This window comes from Paenibacillus sp. FSL F4-0097, from assembly GCF_038593125.1.
GTDB lineage: Bacteria > Bacillota > Bacilli > Paenibacillales > Paenibacillaceae > Paenibacillus_AQ > Paenibacillus_AQ odorifer.
Map to the genome: position 1 here is coordinate 2,304,684 of NZ_CP151965.1, position 19,940 is coordinate 2,324,623.

The 19,940-nt window shown below is 43.3% G+C and carries 18 protein-coding genes and 1 other annotated feature; of the genes, 15 read left to right on the forward strand and 3 right to left on the reverse strand.

Translation table 11 applies throughout. The annotated features are described in order from the left end of the window. The first annotated feature begins 179 nt into the window (after window positions 1–179). The 12 genes from MHH86_RS10175 to MHH86_RS10230 all read left to right on the forward strand — a co-directional run bounded on the left by MHH86_RS10175 (window position 180) and on the right by MHH86_RS10230 (window position 13,149). Window positions 180–803 carry a deoxynucleoside kinase gene (locus tag MHH86_RS10175; RefSeq protein ID WP_036679318.1) on the forward strand — a complete coding sequence of 208 codons (624 nt, stop codon included), beginning with the start codon at window positions 180–182 and terminating at the stop codon, window positions 801–803. Continuing rightward, window positions 800–1,453: a deoxynucleoside kinase gene (locus tag MHH86_RS10180; protein ID WP_036679320.1), complete on the forward strand. Its 654-nt coding sequence runs from the start codon at window positions 800–802 to the stop codon at window positions 1,451–1,453. Before MHH86_RS10175 ends, MHH86_RS10180 begins: the two co-directional genes overlap by 4 nt. Before the next feature lie 281 nt (window positions 1,454–1,734). Then, the gene (locus MHH86_RS10185; RefSeq protein ID WP_235219426.1) at window positions 1,735–2,847 is read left to right on the forward strand and encodes a collagen-like protein; all 1,113 of its coding nucleotides are present in this window, start codon (window positions 1,735–1,737) and stop codon (window positions 2,845–2,847) included. Window positions 2,848–3,106: 259 nt separating this feature from the next. Continuing rightward, the gene (locus MHH86_RS10190; RefSeq protein WP_036679326.1) at window positions 3,107–4,288 is read left to right on the forward strand and encodes a MalY/PatB family protein; all 1,182 of its coding nucleotides are present in this window, start codon (window positions 3,107–3,109) and stop codon (window positions 4,286–4,288) included. 117 nt (window positions 4,289–4,405) lie between these two features. After that, window positions 4,406–4,696, forward strand: coding sequence for a hypothetical protein (locus MHH86_RS10195; RefSeq protein ID WP_036679330.1), 291 nt, complete (start codon window positions 4,406–4,408; stop codon window positions 4,694–4,696). Between the two features lie 63 nt (window positions 4,697–4,759). Next, window positions 4,760–5,710 carry a nucleoside hydrolase gene (locus MHH86_RS10200; RefSeq protein ID WP_036679333.1) on the forward strand — a complete coding sequence of 317 codons (951 nt, stop codon included), beginning with the start codon at window positions 4,760–4,762 and terminating at the stop codon, window positions 5,708–5,710. A 156-nt stretch (window positions 5,711–5,866) separates the two neighbouring features. Then, a complete protein-coding gene (locus MHH86_RS10205) occupies window positions 5,867–7,120 on the forward strand; it encodes a stalk domain-containing protein (RefSeq protein WP_036679335.1) in 1,254 nt (417 codons plus the stop codon). Window positions 7,121–7,182: 62 nt separating this feature from the next. Then, window positions 7,183–7,414 (forward strand) — a binding site (T-box leader). A 63-nt stretch (window positions 7,415–7,477) separates the two neighbouring features. Continuing rightward, window positions 7,478–8,284 carry a class I SAM-dependent methyltransferase gene (locus MHH86_RS10210; protein WP_036679449.1) on the forward strand — a complete coding sequence of 269 codons (807 nt, stop codon included), beginning with the start codon at window positions 7,478–7,480 and terminating at the stop codon, window positions 8,282–8,284. A gap of 44 nt (window positions 8,285–8,328) precedes the next feature. Continuing rightward, window positions 8,329–9,252: an AraC family transcriptional regulator gene (locus MHH86_RS10215; RefSeq protein ID WP_080742455.1), complete on the forward strand. Its 924-nt coding sequence runs from the start codon at window positions 8,329–8,331 to the stop codon at window positions 9,250–9,252. Window positions 9,253–9,800: 548 nt separating this feature from the next. Further along, a complete protein-coding gene (locus tag MHH86_RS10220; protein ID WP_038569765.1) occupies window positions 9,801–10,754 on the forward strand; it encodes a radical SAM protein in 954 nt (317 codons plus the stop codon). Window positions 10,755–10,844: 90 nt separating this feature from the next. Beyond that, entirely contained in the window at window positions 10,845–11,921 is a 1,077-nt protein-coding gene (locus tag MHH86_RS10225) for a bile acid:sodium symporter family protein (RefSeq protein ID WP_080742456.1), read from the forward strand. A gap of 196 nt (window positions 11,922–12,117) precedes the next feature. Beyond that, on the forward strand, window positions 12,118–13,149 hold the full coding sequence (locus MHH86_RS10230) for a cache domain-containing protein (RefSeq protein WP_342479713.1): 1,032 nt from the start codon (window positions 12,118–12,120) through the stop codon (window positions 13,147–13,149). Between the two features lie 307 nt (window positions 13,150–13,456). Here MHH86_RS10230 and MHH86_RS10235 read toward each other — a convergent pair whose 3' ends face one another. Beyond that, a complete protein-coding gene (locus MHH86_RS10235) occupies window positions 13,457–14,722 on the reverse strand; it encodes an IS110 family transposase (RefSeq protein ID WP_036684113.1) in 1,266 nt (421 codons plus the stop codon). Window positions 14,723–14,847: 125 nt separating this feature from the next. Between MHH86_RS10235 and MHH86_RS10240 the strand changes: the two genes are divergently transcribed. Next, complete coding sequence (locus MHH86_RS10240) at window positions 14,848–15,903, forward strand: methyl-accepting chemotaxis protein (RefSeq protein ID WP_342479714.1); 1,056 nt, start codon at window positions 14,848–14,850, stop codon at window positions 15,901–15,903. A 166-nt stretch (window positions 15,904–16,069) separates the two neighbouring features. Here MHH86_RS10240 and MHH86_RS10245 read toward each other — a convergent pair whose 3' ends face one another. After that, window positions 16,070–16,444: a His/Gly/Thr/Pro-type tRNA ligase C-terminal domain-containing protein gene (locus tag MHH86_RS10245; protein ID WP_342479715.1), complete on the reverse strand. Its 375-nt coding sequence runs from the start codon at window positions 16,442–16,444 to the stop codon at window positions 16,070–16,072. Next, window positions 16,444–17,349 (reverse strand): ATP phosphoribosyltransferase regulatory subunit, encoded by a 906-nt coding sequence (locus tag MHH86_RS10250; protein ID WP_342479716.1) that lies wholly within the window; start codon window positions 17,347–17,349, stop codon window positions 16,444–16,446. The genes MHH86_RS10245 and MHH86_RS10250 overlap by 1 nt, the downstream gene beginning before the upstream one ends. Window positions 17,350–17,701: 352 nt before the next feature. On the opposite strand from MHH86_RS10250, the gene MHH86_RS10255 reads away from it, so the two are divergent. After that, window positions 17,702–18,355, forward strand: coding sequence for an HD domain-containing protein (locus MHH86_RS10255; protein WP_076275023.1), 654 nt, complete (start codon window positions 17,702–17,704; stop codon window positions 18,353–18,355). An 86-nt stretch (window positions 18,356–18,441) separates the two neighbouring features. Next, window positions 18,442–19,887: a DEAD/DEAH box helicase gene (locus MHH86_RS10260; protein ID WP_076275022.1), complete on the forward strand. Its 1,446-nt coding sequence runs from the start codon at window positions 18,442–18,444 to the stop codon at window positions 19,885–19,887. The last annotated feature ends 53 nt before the right edge of the window (window positions 19,888–19,940 follow it).

Consider the following 19,940-nt stretch of genomic DNA (forward strand, 5'->3'; position numbering starts at 1 on the left):
TTTTCAGAGGAATAACTCTCTTATATATGCGTTTATCTTACAGTTGGACACTTGTATTACTGGAAAAGTTTCTTCATAATTAGCCGCTCACAAGTAAGGTCTCATGTGATACAATAATTTAGTCTGTTTTTTAAAATTAGTTATTGAAGGGTCCGTATCTGAGGAGGAAGTCAGCATCAATGGAACATGCACCGTTTATTGCAGTGGAAGGCCCGATCGGGGCTGGAAAAACAACATTAGCTTCGATGCTTGCAGAGGAATTAAACTTACCGATTATTAAGGAGATTGTGGATGAGAATCCGTTTCTGGCTAAATTTTATCAGAACATGGATGACTGGAGCTTTCAACTGGAGATGTTTTTTCTCTGTAATCGGTACAAGCAGCTTGAAGATACAGTAACTCAGTACATAGATAAAGGTAAACCGGTGATCTCGGATTATCATATTTATAAGAACCTTATCTTTGGGGAACGAACGCTGAAGGGAACGAAACGAGAAAAGTATCGACAAATCTATCATGTGCTGACGGATGACCTGCCGAAGCCAAATATTATTCTCTATATAAAAGCAGATCTCGATACCTTGTTAAAAAGAATCGCCAAACGCGGACGCCCTTTTGAAGGGGATATGGATACTGCGTATTTGCAGCAATTGATAGAAGATTATGATGATGCGATGGGCTCTCTAGCGATTCAAGAGCCGTCTACCGTTATTATTACCATAGATGGAAATGCAGTCGATTTCGTGGAGAACCCAGAACACTTCGTCGAAATTGCCTCTCACATAAAGGAGCTAATGAAATGAATCCATATAACATCCCAGCTAACGCCATAATTACCGTGGCAGGAACCGTGGGGGTGGGGAAATCCACTTTAACAGGTGCTTTGGCTAAAAGGTTAGATTTTCAAACCTCGCTGGAGCAAGTTGATCATAATCCTTATCTTGAAAAGTTCTATCATGATTTTGAGAGATGGAGTTTTCATCTACAGATTTATTTCCTAGCCGAACGTTTTAAAGAACAGAAGAAAATGTTCGAAATGGGCGGTGGTTTTGTTCAAGATCGCTCGATTTATGAGGACACTGGTATTTTTGCTAAAATGCATGCGGATCAAGGCACGATGTCCAAGACAGACTATGAAACCTATACAAGCTTGTATGAAGCCATGGTCATGACACCCTATTTCCCGCACCCTGATGTGCTGATTTATATTGAAGGCAGTCTTCCTTCTATTTTAGCGCGAATTAATGAACGCGGCCGCGAGATGGAAATTCAAACGGACGTATCCTACTGGGAGCATATGCATGGCAGATATTCGAAATGGATCAATGAGTTTACAGCTTGCCCAGTGCTTCGTCTGAACATTGATGATTATGACGTAAATGACTCGGCATCAATGGCGGATATTCTCACGAAGGTAGGCAACACCATTCGTAAGCCTGTTGATAAAATATAATAGTTGATGATTAGCAGCTCCCGTGGTTTGGGGGTTGTTTTTTTATGTGCTCATAAAAAAACCCAAATCTATGATTTGGGCCTAATAGGGAAGTGTCAGTTGTCCTAATCATAAAATACGAAAAGAAAATAAAATGGTGTGGACATTGTAATGTACTTAAGGGCCACCTCCTACTTTATTAGCCCTTTTTTATGAAAATAGGTTCCAGTCTAATAGAAACTAGTTATTGGTCCATGTCTAAAATTAGTAAGATGCGTACACTGAACTATATTTATAGGGAGGTGTACGCATTGAGTTGTCCAGACGATAAAAAGTGTCATAAGAAAAAAGTCGCCACTGTATTTCCTTCGAAAAGAAAAAGAAAAGAACATCGTCGAAAAGTTATTAAGAAGATTGTAAAAGTCACTTGTCCTCCACCAGAAGTGAATGTTACTACACCGACAGTCGTTGGTGCTACAGGACCGCAAGGGCCGCAAGGAGCACAAGGACTCCAAGGAATACAAGGGGCCCAAGGCGTTCCCGGAGCTCAAGGAGCACGAGGACTCCAAGGAGCTGAAGGACCTCCAGGACCCGCCGGCGGACCTCCAGGACCCCAAGGACCTCAAGGTGAACCAGGGCCAGCGGGAGCGATTGGTCCACAGGGTGTAGCGGGACCCGTTGGTCCTCAGGGTGCCCAAGGCGTGCCGGGTGCCCAAGGAGTTGTAGGTCCTCAGGGATCGCAAGGTTTACCTGGTCCTGCAGGAGCTATAGGACCACAAGGTTTTGTAGGAGCACCGGGAGCACCGGGAGCAACAGGAGCAACAGGAGCAACAGGAGCACCAGGAGCGCCAGGAGCGCCAGGAGCACCAGGAGTAGCTGGAGCAACGGGAGCACCGGGAGCGGCCGGAGCACCGGGAGCAGCAGGAGCACCGGGAGCAACCGGAGCGCCGGGAGCAGCTGGAGCACCGGGGGCAACCGGAGCACCAGGAGGTGTATTAGGTTTTGCTGATTTTTTTGCCCTAATGCCTCCTGATAATGCAGCAACTGTAGCACCGGGCACAGACGTAAGTTTTCCTCAAAACGGACCTACCAGCGGGACGACAATTGCACGAACGGGTCCTAGTTCTTTTAATTTAGCAGCAATAGGGACTTATCAGGTGTTGTTTCAGGTTAGTGTAACCGAAGCAGGACAACTCATCTTGACTCTTAATGGCGCGGATCTCGCCTATACTGTAGTTGGACGCGCAACAGGTACATCACAAATCGTAGAAATGGCTATAGTGCAAACAACGGTTATTAACACCATCCTGACCGTTCGGAATCCTGCTGGTAACTCTACTGCACTTACTATTACTCCTCTCGCTGGAGGAACAAGATCTGTTTCAGCACATCTCGTTATTACACAATTAGCGTAATAAGGTGTATTTCGTATAGATAAGTTGGTCACCTTAATATTGGTGATTTTACTTATGATTATTGTAAAGAGGAGGACGAACGAAGGTCCTCCTCTTTATTCAGAGTATTTACTATTAACATTCTATTGTTTTTCTATCGTCTAACGACTTGAAATTAATCATCTATTTATGTGAATTCTTTTGATTCTATCTTAAGATGCCATATCGCTTTCCTCATGATACAATAAAAGATAAGTTTATAAGGATGAGGTGACTTTAGTTGAAGTATGATTTCGATCGCGTAATTGACCGCCGTAATACTAGCTCTTACAAATGGGACCAATCCGAGAAGTTGTTTGGTGAGAAGGATATTATGCCGCTTTGGGTGGCAGACATGGATTTTGAAAGTCCTCCCGCAGTGAAGGAAGCCATTCTGCGCCGCGCAGAACAAGGAGTTTACGGTTACAGTGTACCTAGTGATACTTATAAAGAAGCCATCACGTCATGGTTTAAAAGACGGCATGATTGGCAGATCAAACCGGAGTGGATTTCAGATTCTCCCGGAATTGTAACTTCCTTAAGCCTCTCTGTTGAACTTTTTACTGAGCCTGGGGACGAGGTTATTTTACAATCGCCAGTTTATTATCCCTTCTATGATGTCATCCAGATGAATGACCGGAAGGTTGCCAAGAATCCGCTTATCGTCCGTAATGGGCGCTTTGAGATGGATTATGAGCAGTTGGAAGGGCTGATGTTGGGTGGAGCTAAGCTGCTGCTGTTATGCAGTCCGCATAATCCAGGCGGTAGAGTATGGGAAAGAGAAGAACTGTTGAAGCTCGGTGAACTGTGCTTGCGCCACGGAGTGACAGTTATCTCTGATGAGATCCATTGTGATTTGGCGCTTCCAGGGTATGAGCATATTCCTTTTGCATCTTTGTCTGAGGAAATTGCCAATATTACGTTAACCACACTTGCCGCGACCAAAACCTTCAATCTTCCGGGGCTTCAATCCTCTTTTATCGTGTCCTCGAATCCGGAATTGAAACGTAAATTTGATCAAAAAATGAAAGCCTTGAGCTTACATATGGCTAGTTTCTTCGCGCAAGGAGCAGTACAAGCCGCTTACAACGACGGAGAAGAATGGCTGGATGAGCTGTTACAATATGTATCAGATAATGTGGATTATACTATTAGCTATTTGTCGGAGCATTTACCACAGGTTCATGTGATGCAGCCGCAAGGAACCTACCTGTTATGGGTAGATTGCCGCGAACTGAACTTGGAAATAGACGGTCTGAAGCAGCTGATGCACAAAGAGGCTAAAGTTGCTTTTAATGAAGGTTCTGTTTTTGGAACAGAGGGCAAAGGCCATCTGCGGATCAATCTGGCTTGTCCGAGATCTACGTTAGTTGAGGCATTGGAACGCTTTTGCAAGGCAGCCGCAGCTTATACAAAGAAATAAACGGTGATTACTGAAGCTTGATGATTCCGCTAATGGGGTCGTTAAGCTTCTTTATTTTGCAATAGGGTAAAAAGAATAATAAAATGGAGTCCATTACGACAAGCAGGAGGACTGCAAATGAAATGGGTAGCCCAGCTTCCGTATTATAAGATACAACGAGAAATTAGGGATGGAGAACAACGAAGTGTTGCTTCCAATCGGCTAATGTATCTATATCAAGATAGAATTGTAACTCGTCATCGGGAATTCCCGCTAAAAGATATTTTCGATATGTCTTATCGTTCAATGGGGGATATGGGCGGCATGTTCTATCTGCACACGAGTAAGGGTGTGTATGCTTATTTGATAGAGTGTGATCCCGAGCGGTTTATTGAAGCCTTTAAAGAACAGGAATTGAATAAGAATTGAGCGATCCTCGTTGGCCGTGATATGATAACTTTTATGAAAAAAGCATAATGGGAGAGAACATAAATGAGCAAAACACGAATTATTATTGATGCAGACACAGGTATTGACGATGCACTGGCGATTCTATATGCCTTACGCGCTCCAAACGTAATTGTAGAAGGAATTACAACCGTTTTTGGGAATATTGATGTCGAAAAGGCGGCGGACAATTCACTGCGGCTAATTGAGCTTGCTAAGCCTGGTTATGAGATTCCTGTAGCGATCGGAGCATCCAAGGCACTTGTTCGTGAGCACTCAGGCTACGCCACTCATGTGCATGGTGAGAACGGTATTGGTAATGTGGAAATTGCTCCAGCCAGCCAGCGTCCCATTAGCGAAACTGCATCTGAGTTTATTGTTCGGATGGCTAATGAGAATCCCGGAGAGATTGTATTAGTCACACTGGCACATCTAACTAACCTTTCTATGGCGCTTGACATGGACCCTGGTATTAAGAATACTTTGAAAAAAGTAGTGGTGATGGGCGGTACGATCTTCAATCCCGGCAATAGAACACCGGTTGCGGAAGCGAATATTGCTGGGGATCCGGAAGCTGCTGATCATGTATTTACATCTGGACTTCCTGTTATGATGGTGGGTCTAGACGTTACGCTTAAGACGCGGATTACCCAAGAGCATATCGATTTATTAAACCGTTTTGGACGTGAAGAAAATAAAGCGATCATTTCGTTCATGGAACAATCGCTTACTCATTATTTTAATTTCTATCGTGAAGCGAACTTTTTGATCAACAGCGCACCGCTGCATGATCCACTCGCACTTATGGTTGCGCTGCAACCAGATCTAGTAACCTACAAAGAGATGAATGTTCGTGTGGAGCACAAAGGTGAGTTTACATCGGGAATGGTCGTAGCGGACTTGCGGGCTCAGCCAAAAGTAGGTAAACCTATACAAGTTGCAGTGGATGTAGATGTTGAACGAGCAGTGGGAACCTTTTTGAGCGTGTTTATGTAATTTTGCCGACCTCTTCTAATATGAAAAATAATTTCGAAGCTCATAGATGACAATCTATTAATTTTACAATTGGATAATCTTTGGTAAAATGGTAGAGGACATATAAGAGTTTACAAGATTAGACTTCATATCATAGAAGAGGGAGACTTATCATTCATGAACAAGCGAATCGGTAAATTAGTATTATGTTTGGCTATTTCGCTAGGAGGCACCACGGCTTTATTCCACAATACCACACAGGCAGCCACAGCTGGTGGAGTTAGTATTGTGCTGGATGGTTATCCACTACCCTTTCCAGTAGAACCTGTTGTGATGAGCGGAACAACGATGGTGCCATTCCGAGCTATATCTGAAGCTTTGGGAATTAATGTCGAGTGGAATCAAGCGCAGAAGAAAATTACGGCTACCAAAACAGATACTGCAGGGACCAAAGTGGTAACCCTGACCCTTGGCAGCAAAAATGCAGGTGTTAACGGCGCGGTTGTGAAGTTAGGAGTTGCTCCGCAGACGATCCGGGATACAACGATGATTCCCCTTAGCTTCTTCGGCCAGCAGTTTGGTGCGGGTGTAGCTTGGAATCAATCTACGAAGACCGTATCTATTACTTCGCCGAAGACTGAGCTGTACACTCTTGGTTTCTATGCTCTGAGTTCTTATAGTGAGATTTCCTTACTTCCTAATTTTGATGCTGTGGCCTTTGGTTGGAGTGGGATTGATAAAAGCGGGCAATTCACCACAACGGGGACTGATTTCAAATGGCCTCAAGCGGCTGGTGACGTAACGCCAGAATCGATTGTCACGAATGCAGCGGCAGGTGGAACAGCTCCTTATCTGATGGTCTTCTCTGGAGATACCGCATCAGAGTTAACTAAGAACCTGGAAGATAAGCAGCTTCAAGAACAGACGATTACTGGAATCGTAGATCTTGCAACGCAAAAAGGATTCCAAGGCATTACCCTGGATCTGGAGGGCCTAGGTCTAACAGGTGATAAGGCGAAGGTGCAAGCAGATTACAATGCTTTTGTTAAAAACCTATCACAAAAAGCACATGCAGCAGGACTTAAACTTACCGTTATTCTTCATCCATTAAATAGTTCTTATAAAGGATATGATTACAAAACTTTAGGAACACTTGCAGATGATTTGGTCATTATGGCGTACGATTATTTACAAGAGAAAAAAGTTCCAGAGCCGATGAGTTTAGTTGATGAAGGCATCCGGCTTGCGCTTCAGCAAGTGAGTAAGGATAAGCTGATCCTCGGGATCTCTGTGTATAGCGAAAACGAATCTTCAGTGAATTCGAAGGTAGGACTTGCTAAACGTTATGGTCTTAAAGGAATTGCGATCTGGCGTTTAGGTCTGATCGGACAGCCTGTCTGGAACGAAATGGGTAAGTCAGTAGAGCTGTAAGTGGAATTTGTATTGACAGGGAATAATTTCTAAATATATACTAGGTCAAAATACAATACGGAATAAACGTAATGATTGGGAGTATTAAGGAATAACTACTGCCCAGAGAGCTGCCGGTTGGTGCAAGACAGCGGAGTAGGTTCCCCAACTCACCCATGAGCGGTAAGATCGAACCTCAGTAGATCTTAACGGCTAACCCTCCGTAATCGGGTTCTAAGATTCGTTGTTTATTATAAGCAATACGCAACGATCAAAAAGAGTGGTACCGCGAAGGTTAAACCTATCGCCTCTTTGGAGGCGATAGGTTTTTTCTGTTCTCTACAGTAAAAAATACAATTGAAGGTCGGTGTTTTGGTAATGGGCAATATTATTGAATATTACTCCCAATTTGATGAGTGGGGAAGATTGGATAGGGAGCCGCTGGAGTTCATCATTAATCTGCATTATATAAAACAGTATTTAACTACCGCACAATCTATACTGGATAATGGTGCTGGGCCCGGTAAATATGCCATGGAGCTGGCGAAGCTGGGCTATAACGTAACGTTATCGGATCTTACCCCTAAGTTAGTTGAAATAGCTCAGCAGAAGGTTAATGAATTAGGATTAACTGAGCAATTTAAAGGTTTTCATGTGCTGAATGCAACTAGTTTAGAGGGAGTATCTGACGAAAGCTTTGATGCTTCTCTGATGTTAGGCCCTTTATATCATTTGCAAGAAGAAGAGGATCGGATTTTAGCAGTTAAGGAATTGTTTCGTGTGACAAGGAAGAATGGCATCGTATTTGTAGCCTTTCAAAGTCGGATGAGAATGACTCTTACATCCTTACAGTTCCCACAACATTGGAAGCCTAATGACAACATGGATTCAATACAAGAGTTTTATGATAGCGGGATTTTTAATCATAAAGATGAAGGTAGGTTTACGGGAGCTTATTACTTCAATATTGAGGATATAAAACCTTTCATGGAGGAGAATGGATTTCGAACCATTGATTTAATTGGTTCTTCTAGCCTCGGAGCATTACTGACAAATGAGCAGAAACAATACTGGACAGACCGGGGTGAGCATGAGGAGCTCTTTGAATTTCTCATTAACGCAGCAAAGGATCCATCCATTTTGGGGATTTCCTCTCATCTGTTGTATATAGGGCGAAGAAAATAAATAAGGAAAAATCATTTTATCATCACGGGATTGAGGTAGGTCTAGTGAACAATGATTACAGGGTGCGTATTCAGACGGTTCTTCATTTTATCGAGGACAACTTAGATCAAGAGATAAATCTAGAAACGCTAGCTGAAGTTTCTAATTTTTCTAAGTATCATTTTTCTAGAGTTTTTTCTGCAATTACAAATAAAACACCAATGACCTATCTGACGGAAAGACGTCTACATCACGCGGTTACCTATCTTGAAACAACCAATAAAACCATGCTAGATATCTCAATTCTATGCGGTTTTAGTTCCATCTCAAGTTTTAATTCATCCTTTAGGAAACTGTTTAAGACAACCCCAAGCGAGATGAGAAGGTCAATGCAAGAACATAGCAATTATCAGTTAATGTCCAGCAATAATCAGGAAGAATTGTCTCCTTCTAAAAATTATGATGTGAGTATCAACATAAATAATAATTTTTTAAGGAGAGTATGGGAAATGAACATTGAGGTAAAAGAACTTCCAAGTTATCAAGTGGCATACGTAAGGCATGTTGGCAGCTATCTTGAAACGTATAAGGCATGGGGAACACTCAGCAAGTGGGTTGAGAAAAATGATTTACCCTCAACAGAATACTTCATTGGTATTTCTTTAGATGATCCCAGCGTGACTGACGAATACTCTTGTAGATATGATGCCTGCATAACCATTCCAGAAGAGTTTGTTAAAGAGGGTGATTCGAGCGTAGAGTTCAAAACTTTATCTGGTGGTCTTTATGCCTTATATCCGTTTTATGATACGATCGACAAATTGGCTATTGCCTATCAAAGTGTGTACGGTCAATGGCTACCTAATAGTGATTATGAACCGGATGATCGGTATGCGCTCGAATTTTGTATGAATGATCCATATACAGACCCTGAAGGTAAAGCAAAAGTTGATCTTTATATCCCTATAAAAAGTGTCGGTGGACATTAAAAACAAACTCTACTACTCGATTACAGTTCCATTCTCGATGGACGAAATGGTAGTAAAGCCCATAACCCCAGGTTTTATAGGTTTCACCAGTTTGAAGATAACCTGTAACATATATGCCTGAATGCGTATCGGTTTATCCATCACTCCACGAGGCTTCCGGACTCGGATGACGTTATTTGTATGTTATCAGCTATCAAAACATGATTTCGGACTCCGCTGACGCTATTCATTGCAAAAGGCACTTATTGGGCGTTTTTTCGGTCAATAGGTGCACTGGAGTCCGTTACAGGTTACTACGCGTATCTGAAAGTGATTACGCATGCGCTTCCGACTACGATTATGGTGAAAATTTGAGTGTTGTTCAATGGACTCGTTTATCAAGTGAGATCATAGAAATCTGGAAATAAGCAGCGGCAGATCAGTATTCGTTAATCAAACCGTACACTCGAATGTTATAAAACTCACATTAACCTAAGCTATAAACCTATATAATCTCTAAGGTTGAACTTTTGAACTAAATTCATTATTTTTCAGGAGGACTTTAGAGTATGAGATATAAAGCATTAGAGCTCGACAAACCGCTTACTTATGAGCTGGAAGGGTTAGAAATAGGGGTAACTTCGAACTGTAATTTCCGCTGCGATTATTGCTGTGCATATAATAGAAATGATGGACAAAGCATCAAAGCCAAAGAGGTCATCCGCATTCTGGACGAACTTCCAGGCCTTAAAAGAGTACGTTTATCAGGTGGAGAAGTGACGCTGAAGTTCGATGACTGTGTGGAAATTGTAACCTACTGCGCATCCAGAGGGATTCAGACACAACTGAATTCCAACGGCAGTCTTTTAAATGCTGAACGAATTGGCCAATTGGTTTCCGCAGGATTAACGACCATACATATTTCCTTCAATTTTACTACTGCGGAAGCTTTCTCAAAATATTATAATATTCATCCAAGCATTTATGAGAAAATAAGAGAAAATATTACCCTGTTCGCCGCAACAAGTGTAGATACTGTGCTGGAGACGCTGCTGTTCAGTGAAACCCAGGATAATATGAAGGAGATCAGCGATCATGTCTACGCAATGGGCGTGCGCACACATGAAATTCAGAACAGTATTATCATGGATCATACAGGGTGGAAGTCGATTGCTGCGCGGGAACAATTAAAGAATGCAGTGAGTGAGCTGATCGCACGGAAGAAAGAAGATACGATTCTGTATTTCACCTGCATGGACCGCTTTATGGACGCCCTTGGGTTCGAAGAGCAGCCGGGTGTGTATTTTCCTCACTGTATAGAGGGGAAGAAGCAGCTTCATTTGCATGGAAATGGCGACATTTTGATTTCAGAGCTTTGCCATCCGGTGATTATCGGCAACATTTATCAAGGAACTTCACTAAAAGATTTATACAATAATATGCCAGCGCCATTGGCACAGTTTTTGGATAAGCAACCTTGCCCAGCGCTGGATGCATTGTTTCCACAAGGCATAGAAGTTTAACACTCTATATAGATTACTTCGAGGGACCAATTTAAGAATTGGTTCCTATTTTTTATGGTAGACTTAATAAAAAACACAGATAAGGAATGTATGAGCTTCATACATAAGGTGTACTGCCAAGTGTTTGCTAATATAAGAAATGGACTTATCAAATCTAATGTTGTTCTAGAAAAGATTATGCCGTTATTAACACCCACAGCCATCGTGGTCGGTGTGCTTAACGAAAGCAGACTGCTGCCGTTCACAGGTCTCGTGCCCTGGATTTTCGCTGTAATGACGCTGATCGGTAGCTTGAAGTCCAACCTAAAGGACCTGCTAGGGGTACTTCTGAAACCCCAGAAGCTGATTATTCTAATGGTAATTTTACATATTGTAATGCCGCTGATCGGCTGGCTTGCAGCCATGGCTTTTTTTCCGGGAGATCCATATACAGTGACTGGTTATGTATTGCTGTTCGCGATTCCTACAGGTGTTGTAAGTGTGGTATGGGTGTCGATGTACGGAGGAAATATTGCATTGACATTAGCCCTTATTCTGATTGATACGCTCTTGTCGCCAATTGTTGTCCCGGGTACCTTATATTTGCTGATGGGAGCGAGTGTGGAAATTCAGCTAGGTGATATGATGAAAGGGCTGCTATGGATGGTAGTCATTCCTTCTGTAGTTGGGATGCTGCTGAATCAATGGACAAAAGGGAAAGTCAATACGGTATGTGGACCGCCGCTTGCTCCATTTGTTAAAGTCGGATTATTTGTAGTTGTTTCTATTAATGGGGCCAGCATTGCCCGTTATCTGAAACATCCGGATGGCAAATTAGCGATCATAATTGGAGTGACCTTCATAACCGTTGTGCTTGGCTATGTAATCGGAGCTTTGGTGTCACGCCGTTTCCGCTTTAGTTATGAAGATTCCGTGGCGGTGCAGTTTAATTCGGGTATGCGGAATTTAAGTGCGGGAGCTGTATTAGCAGTGAAATATTTTCCTCCTGCTGTCGCGCTTCCAGTAATTTCGGGGATGTTGTTCCAACAAATACTCGCTGCGATGTCTGGTCTATTTTTACGTAGTAGAACTAAACGACTGTTAAGTGAGGGTGCATTAATGCAAGTGAATACTGCCTCTCAGATAGAACCCTCTGCTTCTTCTAGGACAGATGATAGGTCTTGTTAGCCGGTTTGTGAAGGATATATGACCTAAAAGCTGTGATATTTTATTCATTTACATGAAAATTTTCGACATTTTATGATATATTTCTTATTTTTGCGCGATTTATATTCACTATTCAACTTTGCCACCCGATAGTAATTGTATTATTTACAATTTCATTGTTCGCAAATGAACAAGGAGTCGGAAGGATGAAAAGAATATGAAGATTCGCCTAAAGTTATCACTTGTTATGATAGGTGTGACCCTTTTATGTATTTCTGTAATGGGGATATTTACGTATTTGAAATCAACTCAGGCGATTGTGAATCTTACTGAGAATTCTATGAAGCAGGTCAATACGAACAAAGCTCAGACCATATCAGCCATGATAGCAAAAGAGCAGAGAAGCACAGAGCTTATTGCGAGCCGCTCGGAAATTGTTGATCTACTGCTGCAAGCTGGGAATGGTGGAGTTAGCAAAGGTGATAAGCTTCAGAATGAGGTGAACGCCAGTCTTCAAAGCATTGTGGAGGAAGCAGGGAACCTTGAGCACATTCTTGTCAGTGATATGAAAGGTATTAGTGTGGCTGACAGTGATACTAAGCTTATAGGGACAGATTTTAGTGAAAGAGATTATACGAAAAGAGTAATGGAGACGGCTGAGCCTGTGATCAGTGAAACGCTGAAATCAAAATCTACAGGAGCTTATGTAGTGGCTTTTGTACAGCCCGTAAAGAGTAATGGAAAGATGATTGGATTTATTGCTTCAGCTGTTTCCGCAGATAGTATGATCAAGTATTTGGCGGATACCAAAGTGGTAAACACGACGAGCTCTTACGCTTACTTACTGGATGAGAACGGCAATAAATTATATTATCCGGATAAAACACAAATTGGTCAGCCTATTGAGAATACGCAGATCGCAGCTGTTATGGAGCGTGTGAAATCTGGTGAGAAGGTAGCGGATGGCCTGCTCAATAATACATATAAAGATGTGGAAAAAAAATCAACCTATACAGTTTTACCTGAGACGCACTGGTTGCTTGTATTAACCGCAGACCTCGATGAAATCGTGAAACCTGTCACTGATATGAGAAATTTCAACTTATTTCTTGGTGTGGGAAGTTTGATTATTGCCTTGCTGATTGCTCTTTATTTTGCTAAAAAAATCTCTTCTCCGATTGTTAAACTCCCTCGAAATGATTCAGTTTCCTCACTCAGACTCATGAATTCGCAGGATTTCATCCTGTAGTTAAAGTGATGAAGAGGATGATGAAGGAGCCGGTGGCTGGGAGATGGGGAATTGGGCATGCGTAAATAAGGGTGAATAAGGATCACCCATATTGTTCCATTATATGCACGTCTCCACTTCGCCCTAGCGATTCTCACTCCCATGTCTCAACGGGTCATAGCCCTTTCATTCCTTCGTCACATCTAACTAAGGGGTGGAGGTCGGTCTTTCTAACGGAACGGGTCCGAGCCCTTTTGCGTAACGTCTCCCGATACTCCGTGCTTCTTGTTATCCTGCGAATGCATGAGTCGATGAGGATTAATTGGTTTTATGCTGCTTGTGGGAATACCTTGATCGGTTCGTAAGCGGTACTGCTTTTAGCCAATGCGACTAGCATTCTCGCTACTTTACCGATTAATTTCATAATGGATTTCATCTTCTTCAGTTTCTTTTCCTCTACATTATAACGATGTGCCGCTCGTATCTCCGGATTTGTCATAACCATACTCATTGTCATGAGATAAAGAAAATGACGTAAACGTGGCCGGCCTCGTTTGCTGAGCACCATCTTTCCTCGCCATTTCCCGGAGCTAGCTTCAGCTAGATTTAACCCAGCATGACGCAGTAAAGCATTTCCGTGCGTATATCCGCTTAGATCACCAGCCTCACCGAGTACACCAGCTAGATTCGTAACATAGATGCCTCGTATTTCAAGGAGCTTCTGTGCATAAGGAATACGCTTAAGAATGAGGCGGAGCTCATGCTCAATTTGTTCAAGCTGGCGCTGGGCCAGGTCATATTCTTCGAGCAATTGCCCAAGATGGAGCTTGTATGCGTGGAGTGCCTGAGTGGCACCCACACTGGATTTCGCAAGTGAAATGAGTAGCTCAGCACGTTTAACTCCAGCATGACGCTTTACATATTGCTTCCAACCGGCAAGGACCTGTTCCGTATTTAACAGACGGATCTCTTTTGGCAAGGGGAAGAGTCGGAGTGTTGCGATTGCACTGGTGCAAGTGAGGATTTTAAAAACCTGACGAAGTTCAGGGAAAACAATGTCTACCCAGCGATGAATCTGATTAACCGCAGCGTTGAGGCGCTTGGTAACCGTCTCTCGGTTCGCCATTAGAATACGTAGTTCCTCGTAATCTTCGGGATGAAAACGAACAGGGGAGTAGTACCCGTTTTTGACCATGTCTGCTATGACAAGCGCATCTTTATGGTCACTTTTAGACGGTGTATTATCTCGGTTTTCCTTGTTCTTTTTGACGAGATGAGGATTAACCAGAACGGGCTCCATGCCTTGATCGAGGAGCCAACGTGCCAGGCTAAACCAGTAGTGGCCAGTGGGTTCCATACCAACTATGACGCTGCTAAGTTTGTAGGATTTGAGTAGATCTTGGATCCAGCGTTCGAACAGATCGAACCCTTCACGATGGTTACCGAATTCGAGCGGAGTTCCCAAAGCAATCCCACGAAAGCTGACCGCGCGGGCCACATGGACTTCTTGGGCGATGTCTACGCCAATGACCAAATGATGAACGGTAATGTTTTCAATGAGTTGATTTTGCTTGTCTTGAGCTTTAAACTTCATAGTAGAGCGACCTCCTAAATGGTGAGATTAAAAGGGCTGTAGACCCGTATCCAACTCCCATGTTACCGAGGCGCTCGTTTTTGTTCAAACTCCAAATTATTCAGTTTACAGGAATTCTAACGGACATGATTAATAAAACGGCAGAATTGAATTTGACGCATGACTCAGAGTATGAGTATTTGACTAAAAACAAAGATGAAACAGGGACGATCGCCAAAGCGATGTTCCGCACCCGGGCTACACTTCGTGAGATGGCTGGAAGCTTAATTACGATCTCGTCCAAAGTGCTTGAAAATGCAGAAACGTTGGAGAAGCTGTCTATAGATGTGCGTGAAAATGCCCACGATAATTCAGCGACTACGCAGCAGCTATCGGCAGGTATGGAAGAGACCGCAGCCTCCACAGAGGAAATGACAGCAGCAATTACTGAAATTGATAACAATGTATCCGGGATCACCAATAATGTGAAGGAAGGCGCTGCCGTTTCTAGACAAATTAGTGAGCGGGCGCTGACTCTCCAAGATGAGGCAACAGAATCTACGACGAATGCTAAACAAATTTATGAATCCGTGCGAATCGATATGGAAAAAGCGATTGAGCAGTCGAGCGCGATTGCAGAGATTAATGTACTGACGGATACGATTCTATCCATTGCCAGTCAGACCAATCTGTTGGCCCTGAATGCAGCTATAGAAGCGGCAAGAGCGGGTGAGGCAGGCAAAGGTTTCGCGGTTGTAGCTGGTGAGATTCGGAAGTTGGCTGAGAAGTCGTCTAAGATTGCGGCTGGAATTCAAGGTGTGGTAACAGGTGTATATTCCTCTGTTGAATCCATGAAGGAGAATTCTGAGGCATTACTTTCTTTTATTGATCAGAATGTCCTAGCAGATTATGAACGATTAACTGAGGTAAGTCAGCAATACAACAGTGATGCTGCTACTGTAAATACGCTGTTAAAACAATTCGAGAGCGCAGCCGATCATTTGAGTATGGCCATATCGAGTATTAATATTGCCGTTAATGAGGTAGCTGCTACAGTAAACGAAGGAGCTATAGGGATTCAGGATATCGCGGTGAAAACGGCGGATATCGTGGAAAAAACATTCCTGGAGGTTACTATGGCCGATGAAAATACTCAAAGTGCCAAAGAGCTTCAGGGGTTAGTAGATAAGTTTAAGATCTAAGGGTTTGAAAAGAATTAAGGGAATCCTTATCTCTTTTTCATAAAATATTAAGCTTGCAGGGTTATAGTACATGTATAACCTCCCTTATATATAGACTTTACCCCGCCGGTCGCCGGCGGGGTCTTTTTTTTATGCGAATCTTTCAAAAAGAATATCAGGCAGTAGTTTAGCCAGTAATAAGGTAGATGGCTTCATCTAATGGAACTATAACCTCTGTTTGTTCCTTCATATCCTTCAGCCGCACCTTATCCACACTGGATTCACTCTCGCCGATCAGAATAACGTAACGAATTTTTTTGGATGAGGCTGTGGCGAGTTGCTTTTTAAGTTTTCTTTTACCGGATACCAGAGTGGTTCGGATAGAACAGGCACGGAGCTCGGCGGCTGCAATTAAAGCCTGTGGGAGCGTCTCGCCAATCGGAATGACCATAACCTCTGCTGTCTTGTGCTCTTGGATAGGACGTTCTGCAAGGAGCGCCATGATAGACTCCATACCAAAAGATAAGCCAACCGTAGGATATTGAATATCCTCTCTGCCCACTAGCTGTCCGATGATAGCGTCATATCTGCCTCCACCCCCAAGCTTGAGGTAAAGGAACCGGATGCATCAAAGATCTCGTAGACGGTTCCAGTGTAGAAAGAAAGCCCGCGGGATAAAAAAGGATCGAAACGACAAGTCTGTTGCAGCTGAATGTCTTGGAGCAGCTTTTGCAGGACAAGAACCTCCATCGCTCCCGGTTGTCCGGTAAGACTATATTTTTCGCATAACTGCTCAAAGCTTGGATTGTCCATTTCAATAAGCTCTAGAATAGCAGCGATGGTTGTAGGATCTATTTCCTTGCTGCTCAATTCATTTTTCACGCCGCTGAGGTTGATTTTTTCTAATTTATCCAAGGTTAGCATAACGGACAACTGGTCCTCAGCAGGTACACCAATCGATTCCAGAATCTCACCGAGAAAACGTCTGTTGTTCCATTTTAGGATGATCGGGATATCCAGCTTGCGAAAAGCTTCTGTGGCCAGCTGCATCAATTCAGCTTCCGCCTCAGGTCCTGAAATACCAACGACATCAACATCGCATTGCAGAAATTCACGCAGGCGCCCACGTTTCACGGGACCATCACGGAATACTTTTCCGATCTCATAACGCTTGAAGGGAAACTCTATTCCAGGATTTAAAGCGATCACTTTGGCAAAAGGGATGGTCAGATCATATCGTAAGCTCAGCTTGCGGTTGCCTTGATCGGTTAGTTGGTACATCTCCTTGAGAATTTCATCCCCACCTGCATATTTCGAGGTTAATAAATCCAGTTCATTTAATAATGTGGTGTCCATGGATTCAAAATCATAGAGTTCGAACAAATCCTGCAGCGTATTTTGAATGTTCTTTCTGAGCGCCTGCTCTTTTCCGAAGTAATCATAAGTTCCTTTAATGTTTTGCATCATTAGTAGCTCCTTTGAATTGGCATAGTTTAGAGAATAAAAAAACGCGCAGGACCTCATGGTCCTGCGCGTGATCTATGCCGCAGGGAGGCCAACGCGAGTAGCGTTAGCCTCCCTGAGAATTTCAGGGTTGCTAACGCTGTTTGTGATAATAATGAAGTTGATTCAGCATGATTGTTATGGTGTTCATCAGAATCAATTCCCTTCGACATTTTGATTACTGCCGATTATAGCGGATCATTTGGAGTCGTGCAAGTAAGAATTTGTTATCACGAAGATTTTTAGTAGGCGAATGGACAGGCAATCAGCTATAATAGGGCTTCGATATTTCATAGGCGAGGGGAGCTTGTTGACGATGAATCAACCTTTAATAATAGCCCGGGCGGAAGAATTTGTGAAAGAACAACTGGGACAAGATACTACGGGTCATGACTGGTGGCACACCCATCGGGTCCGCAGCACGGCATGTGAAATTGCTGAGATCGAGCGTGCGGATGTGTTTATCTGTACGATGGCAGCCTTGCTGCATGATGTTGCAGACGAGAAGCTTACTCCGTCAAAAGAAGCAGGTCTGCTTAAAGTCCACACTTGGCTTACGGCAAACCTTACAGAGGAGGAGCAAATTCGTCATATCATGCTGATCGTTGAAACGATGTCCTTTAGTGGTGGTGGAGGAGAACCTATGCAGACTCTGGAAGGTCAAGTGGTGCAGGATGCAGATCGACTAGATGCGCTTGGCGCGATTGGCATTGCCAGAACCTTTATTTTCTCAGGCGCGAAGGGACGTCCGGCTTATGATCCAGAAGTGGCTCCACGCGAGGAGTCGCTGCAGAAGGAATACAGGGATTATAGCAAAGGGACGGCTGTGAATCATTTTTATGAGAAGCTGTTGAAACTAAAATTCTTAATGAATACGGCTTATGGACGCAAGTTAGCGGAAGAACGGCATGATTTCATGTTGAATTTTCTGGACCAGTTCTATAAGGAATGGAATCAAGGACGCCAATAACTGTTATAATGATAAGTATGCACAAGATGGAAGGATCGCGGAGTTTCCGCTTTAACCAGAACAATCGGCATAGAAGAGGTTGAACGATGAGTGAATTGCAATTTAGAGATTATGAGTTAGACGAAGAGATAATTAAAGCACTGGATGTTCTGAAATTTATGACACCTACGGAGGTACAGAGCAAGGTAATTCCTGTGGCTTTGCAGCAAAAGGATCTGATTGTGAAATCGCAAACAGGCAGTGGCAAGACGGGAGCTTATGGTATTCCGCTTTGCGATCTGGTGGATTGGGTGGAGAATAAGCCGCAGGCTTTGATTCTTACGCCAACTCGAGAGCTTGCGATGCAGGTGAAAGAGGATATTACGAACATCGGACGTTTTAAACGGATTAAGGCAGTTGCTCTTTTCGGCAAGCAGCCCTTTGCCCCCCAAAAGATAGAGCTTACGCAAAAAACACATGTTGTCGTAGGTACGCCTGGACGCGTATTTGACCATATTGAAAGAGGCACACTTCCGCTAAATCGAATCAAATATTTGATCATCGATGAAGCTGATGAAATGCTGAGCATGGGCTTTATTGAGCAGATCGAGAAGATCATCAAGCAGCTGCCCAAAGAACGAGTAACCATGTTATTCTCAGCTACCTTACCCGAAGTCATTAAGAATTTGTGCCGAAAATATATGAACGATCCAACGGATATCGAGATTCAGGCAAGTGGAATTACGACGGCTACGATTGAACATGCGTTGATTGAAGTGAGACAAGCTGCCAAATTCTCTTTGCTAAGCAATATCATAACGGTGGAGAATCCGGATAGCTGTATTATTTTTTGCCGTACGCAGGAGCAGGTGAATGCTGTATTCAGAGGACTGGCGGATCTGGAATATCCTTGTGATAAGATCCATGGGGGTATGGAGCAGGATGAGCGCTTTGAGGTCATGAATGCTTTTAAAAGAGGGCAATTCCGCTATTTAATCGCTACCGATGTGGCGGCTAGAGGGATTGATATCGAGAATATCACCCATGTGATTAATTACGATATTCCACTGGAAAAAGAAAGCTACGTGCATCGTACAGGCAGAACCGCGCGTGCAGGCAAGACGGGTAAAGCGATCACTTTTGTCACTCCGAATGAGCAGAAGTGGGTAACTGAAATTGAAAGCTATATTGGCTTCAGCATTCCGCATATGAAAGCTCCTTCGGACGACGCAGTTGCCTACGCAAAGGAAGCGTTCGAGCAGAAGATCAATAAGCAGCCTGTCCGCAAAAAGGACAAAAGCGAGAGCTTAAACAAAGAGATTATGAAGCTATACTTCAACGGCGGCAAGAAAAAGAAGCTAAGAGCCGTGGATTTTGTCGGCACAATAGCAAAGCTTGAAGGTATTTCCGCCGAAGATATCGGGATTATCTCGATTCAGGACAATGTGACCTACGTGGATATTTTGAACGGTAAAGGCGCAATGGTGCTGCAAGCGATGAGAGAGACCACCGTAAAGGGCAAGCAGCTGAAGGTTCATATTGCGAAAAAATAAATCAAGGATGACAGCTTATTGCTAAGCTCCTTGCAAATATGCCGCTACTGATG

Excerpts from the sequence above, each read along its gene's own strand:
- MHH86_RS10175 (WP_036679318.1), top strand. The coding sequence starts at position 180 with ATGGAACATGCACCGTTTATTGCAGTGGAAGGCCCGATCGGGGCTGGA.
- MHH86_RS10180 (WP_036679320.1), top strand. The coding sequence starts at position 800 with ATGAATCCATATAACATCCCAGCTAACGCCATAATTACCGTGGCAGGA.
- MHH86_RS10195 (WP_036679330.1), top strand. The coding sequence starts at position 4,406 with ATGAAATGGGTAGCCCAGCTTCCGTATTATAAGATACAACGAGAAATT.
- MHH86_RS10200 (WP_036679333.1), top strand. The coding sequence starts at position 4,760 with ATGAGCAAAACACGAATTATTATTGATGCAGACACAGGTATTGACGAT.
- MHH86_RS10205 (WP_036679335.1), top strand. The coding sequence starts at position 5,867 with ATGAACAAGCGAATCGGTAAATTAGTATTATGTTTGGCTATTTCGCTA.
- MHH86_RS10210 (WP_036679449.1), top strand. The coding sequence starts at position 7,478 with ATGGGCAATATTATTGAATATTACTCCCAATTTGATGAGTGGGGAAGA.
- MHH86_RS10220 (WP_038569765.1), top strand. The coding sequence starts at position 9,801 with ATGAGATATAAAGCATTAGAGCTCGACAAACCGCTTACTTATGAGCTG.
- MHH86_RS10225 (WP_080742456.1), top strand. The coding sequence starts at position 10,845 with ATGAGCTTCATACATAAGGTGTACTGCCAAGTGTTTGCTAATATAAGA.
- MHH86_RS10230 (WP_342479713.1), top strand. The coding sequence starts at position 12,118 with ATGAAGATTCGCCTAAAGTTATCACTTGTTATGATAGGTGTGACCCTT.
- MHH86_RS10235 (WP_036684113.1), bottom strand. The coding sequence starts at position 14,722 with ATGAAGTTTAAAGCTCAAGACAAGCAAAATCAACTCATTGAAAACATT.
- MHH86_RS10240 (WP_342479714.1), top strand. The coding sequence starts at position 14,848 with ATGATTAATAAAACGGCAGAATTGAATTTGACGCATGACTCAGAGTAT.
- MHH86_RS10250 (WP_342479716.1), bottom strand. The coding sequence starts at position 17,349 with ATGATGCAAAACATTAAAGGAACTTATGATTACTTCGGAAAAGAGCAG.
- MHH86_RS10255 (WP_076275023.1), top strand. The coding sequence starts at position 17,702 with ATGAATCAACCTTTAATAATAGCCCGGGCGGAAGAATTTGTGAAAGAA.
- MHH86_RS10260 (WP_076275022.1), top strand. The coding sequence starts at position 18,442 with ATGAGTGAATTGCAATTTAGAGATTATGAGTTAGACGAAGAGATAATT.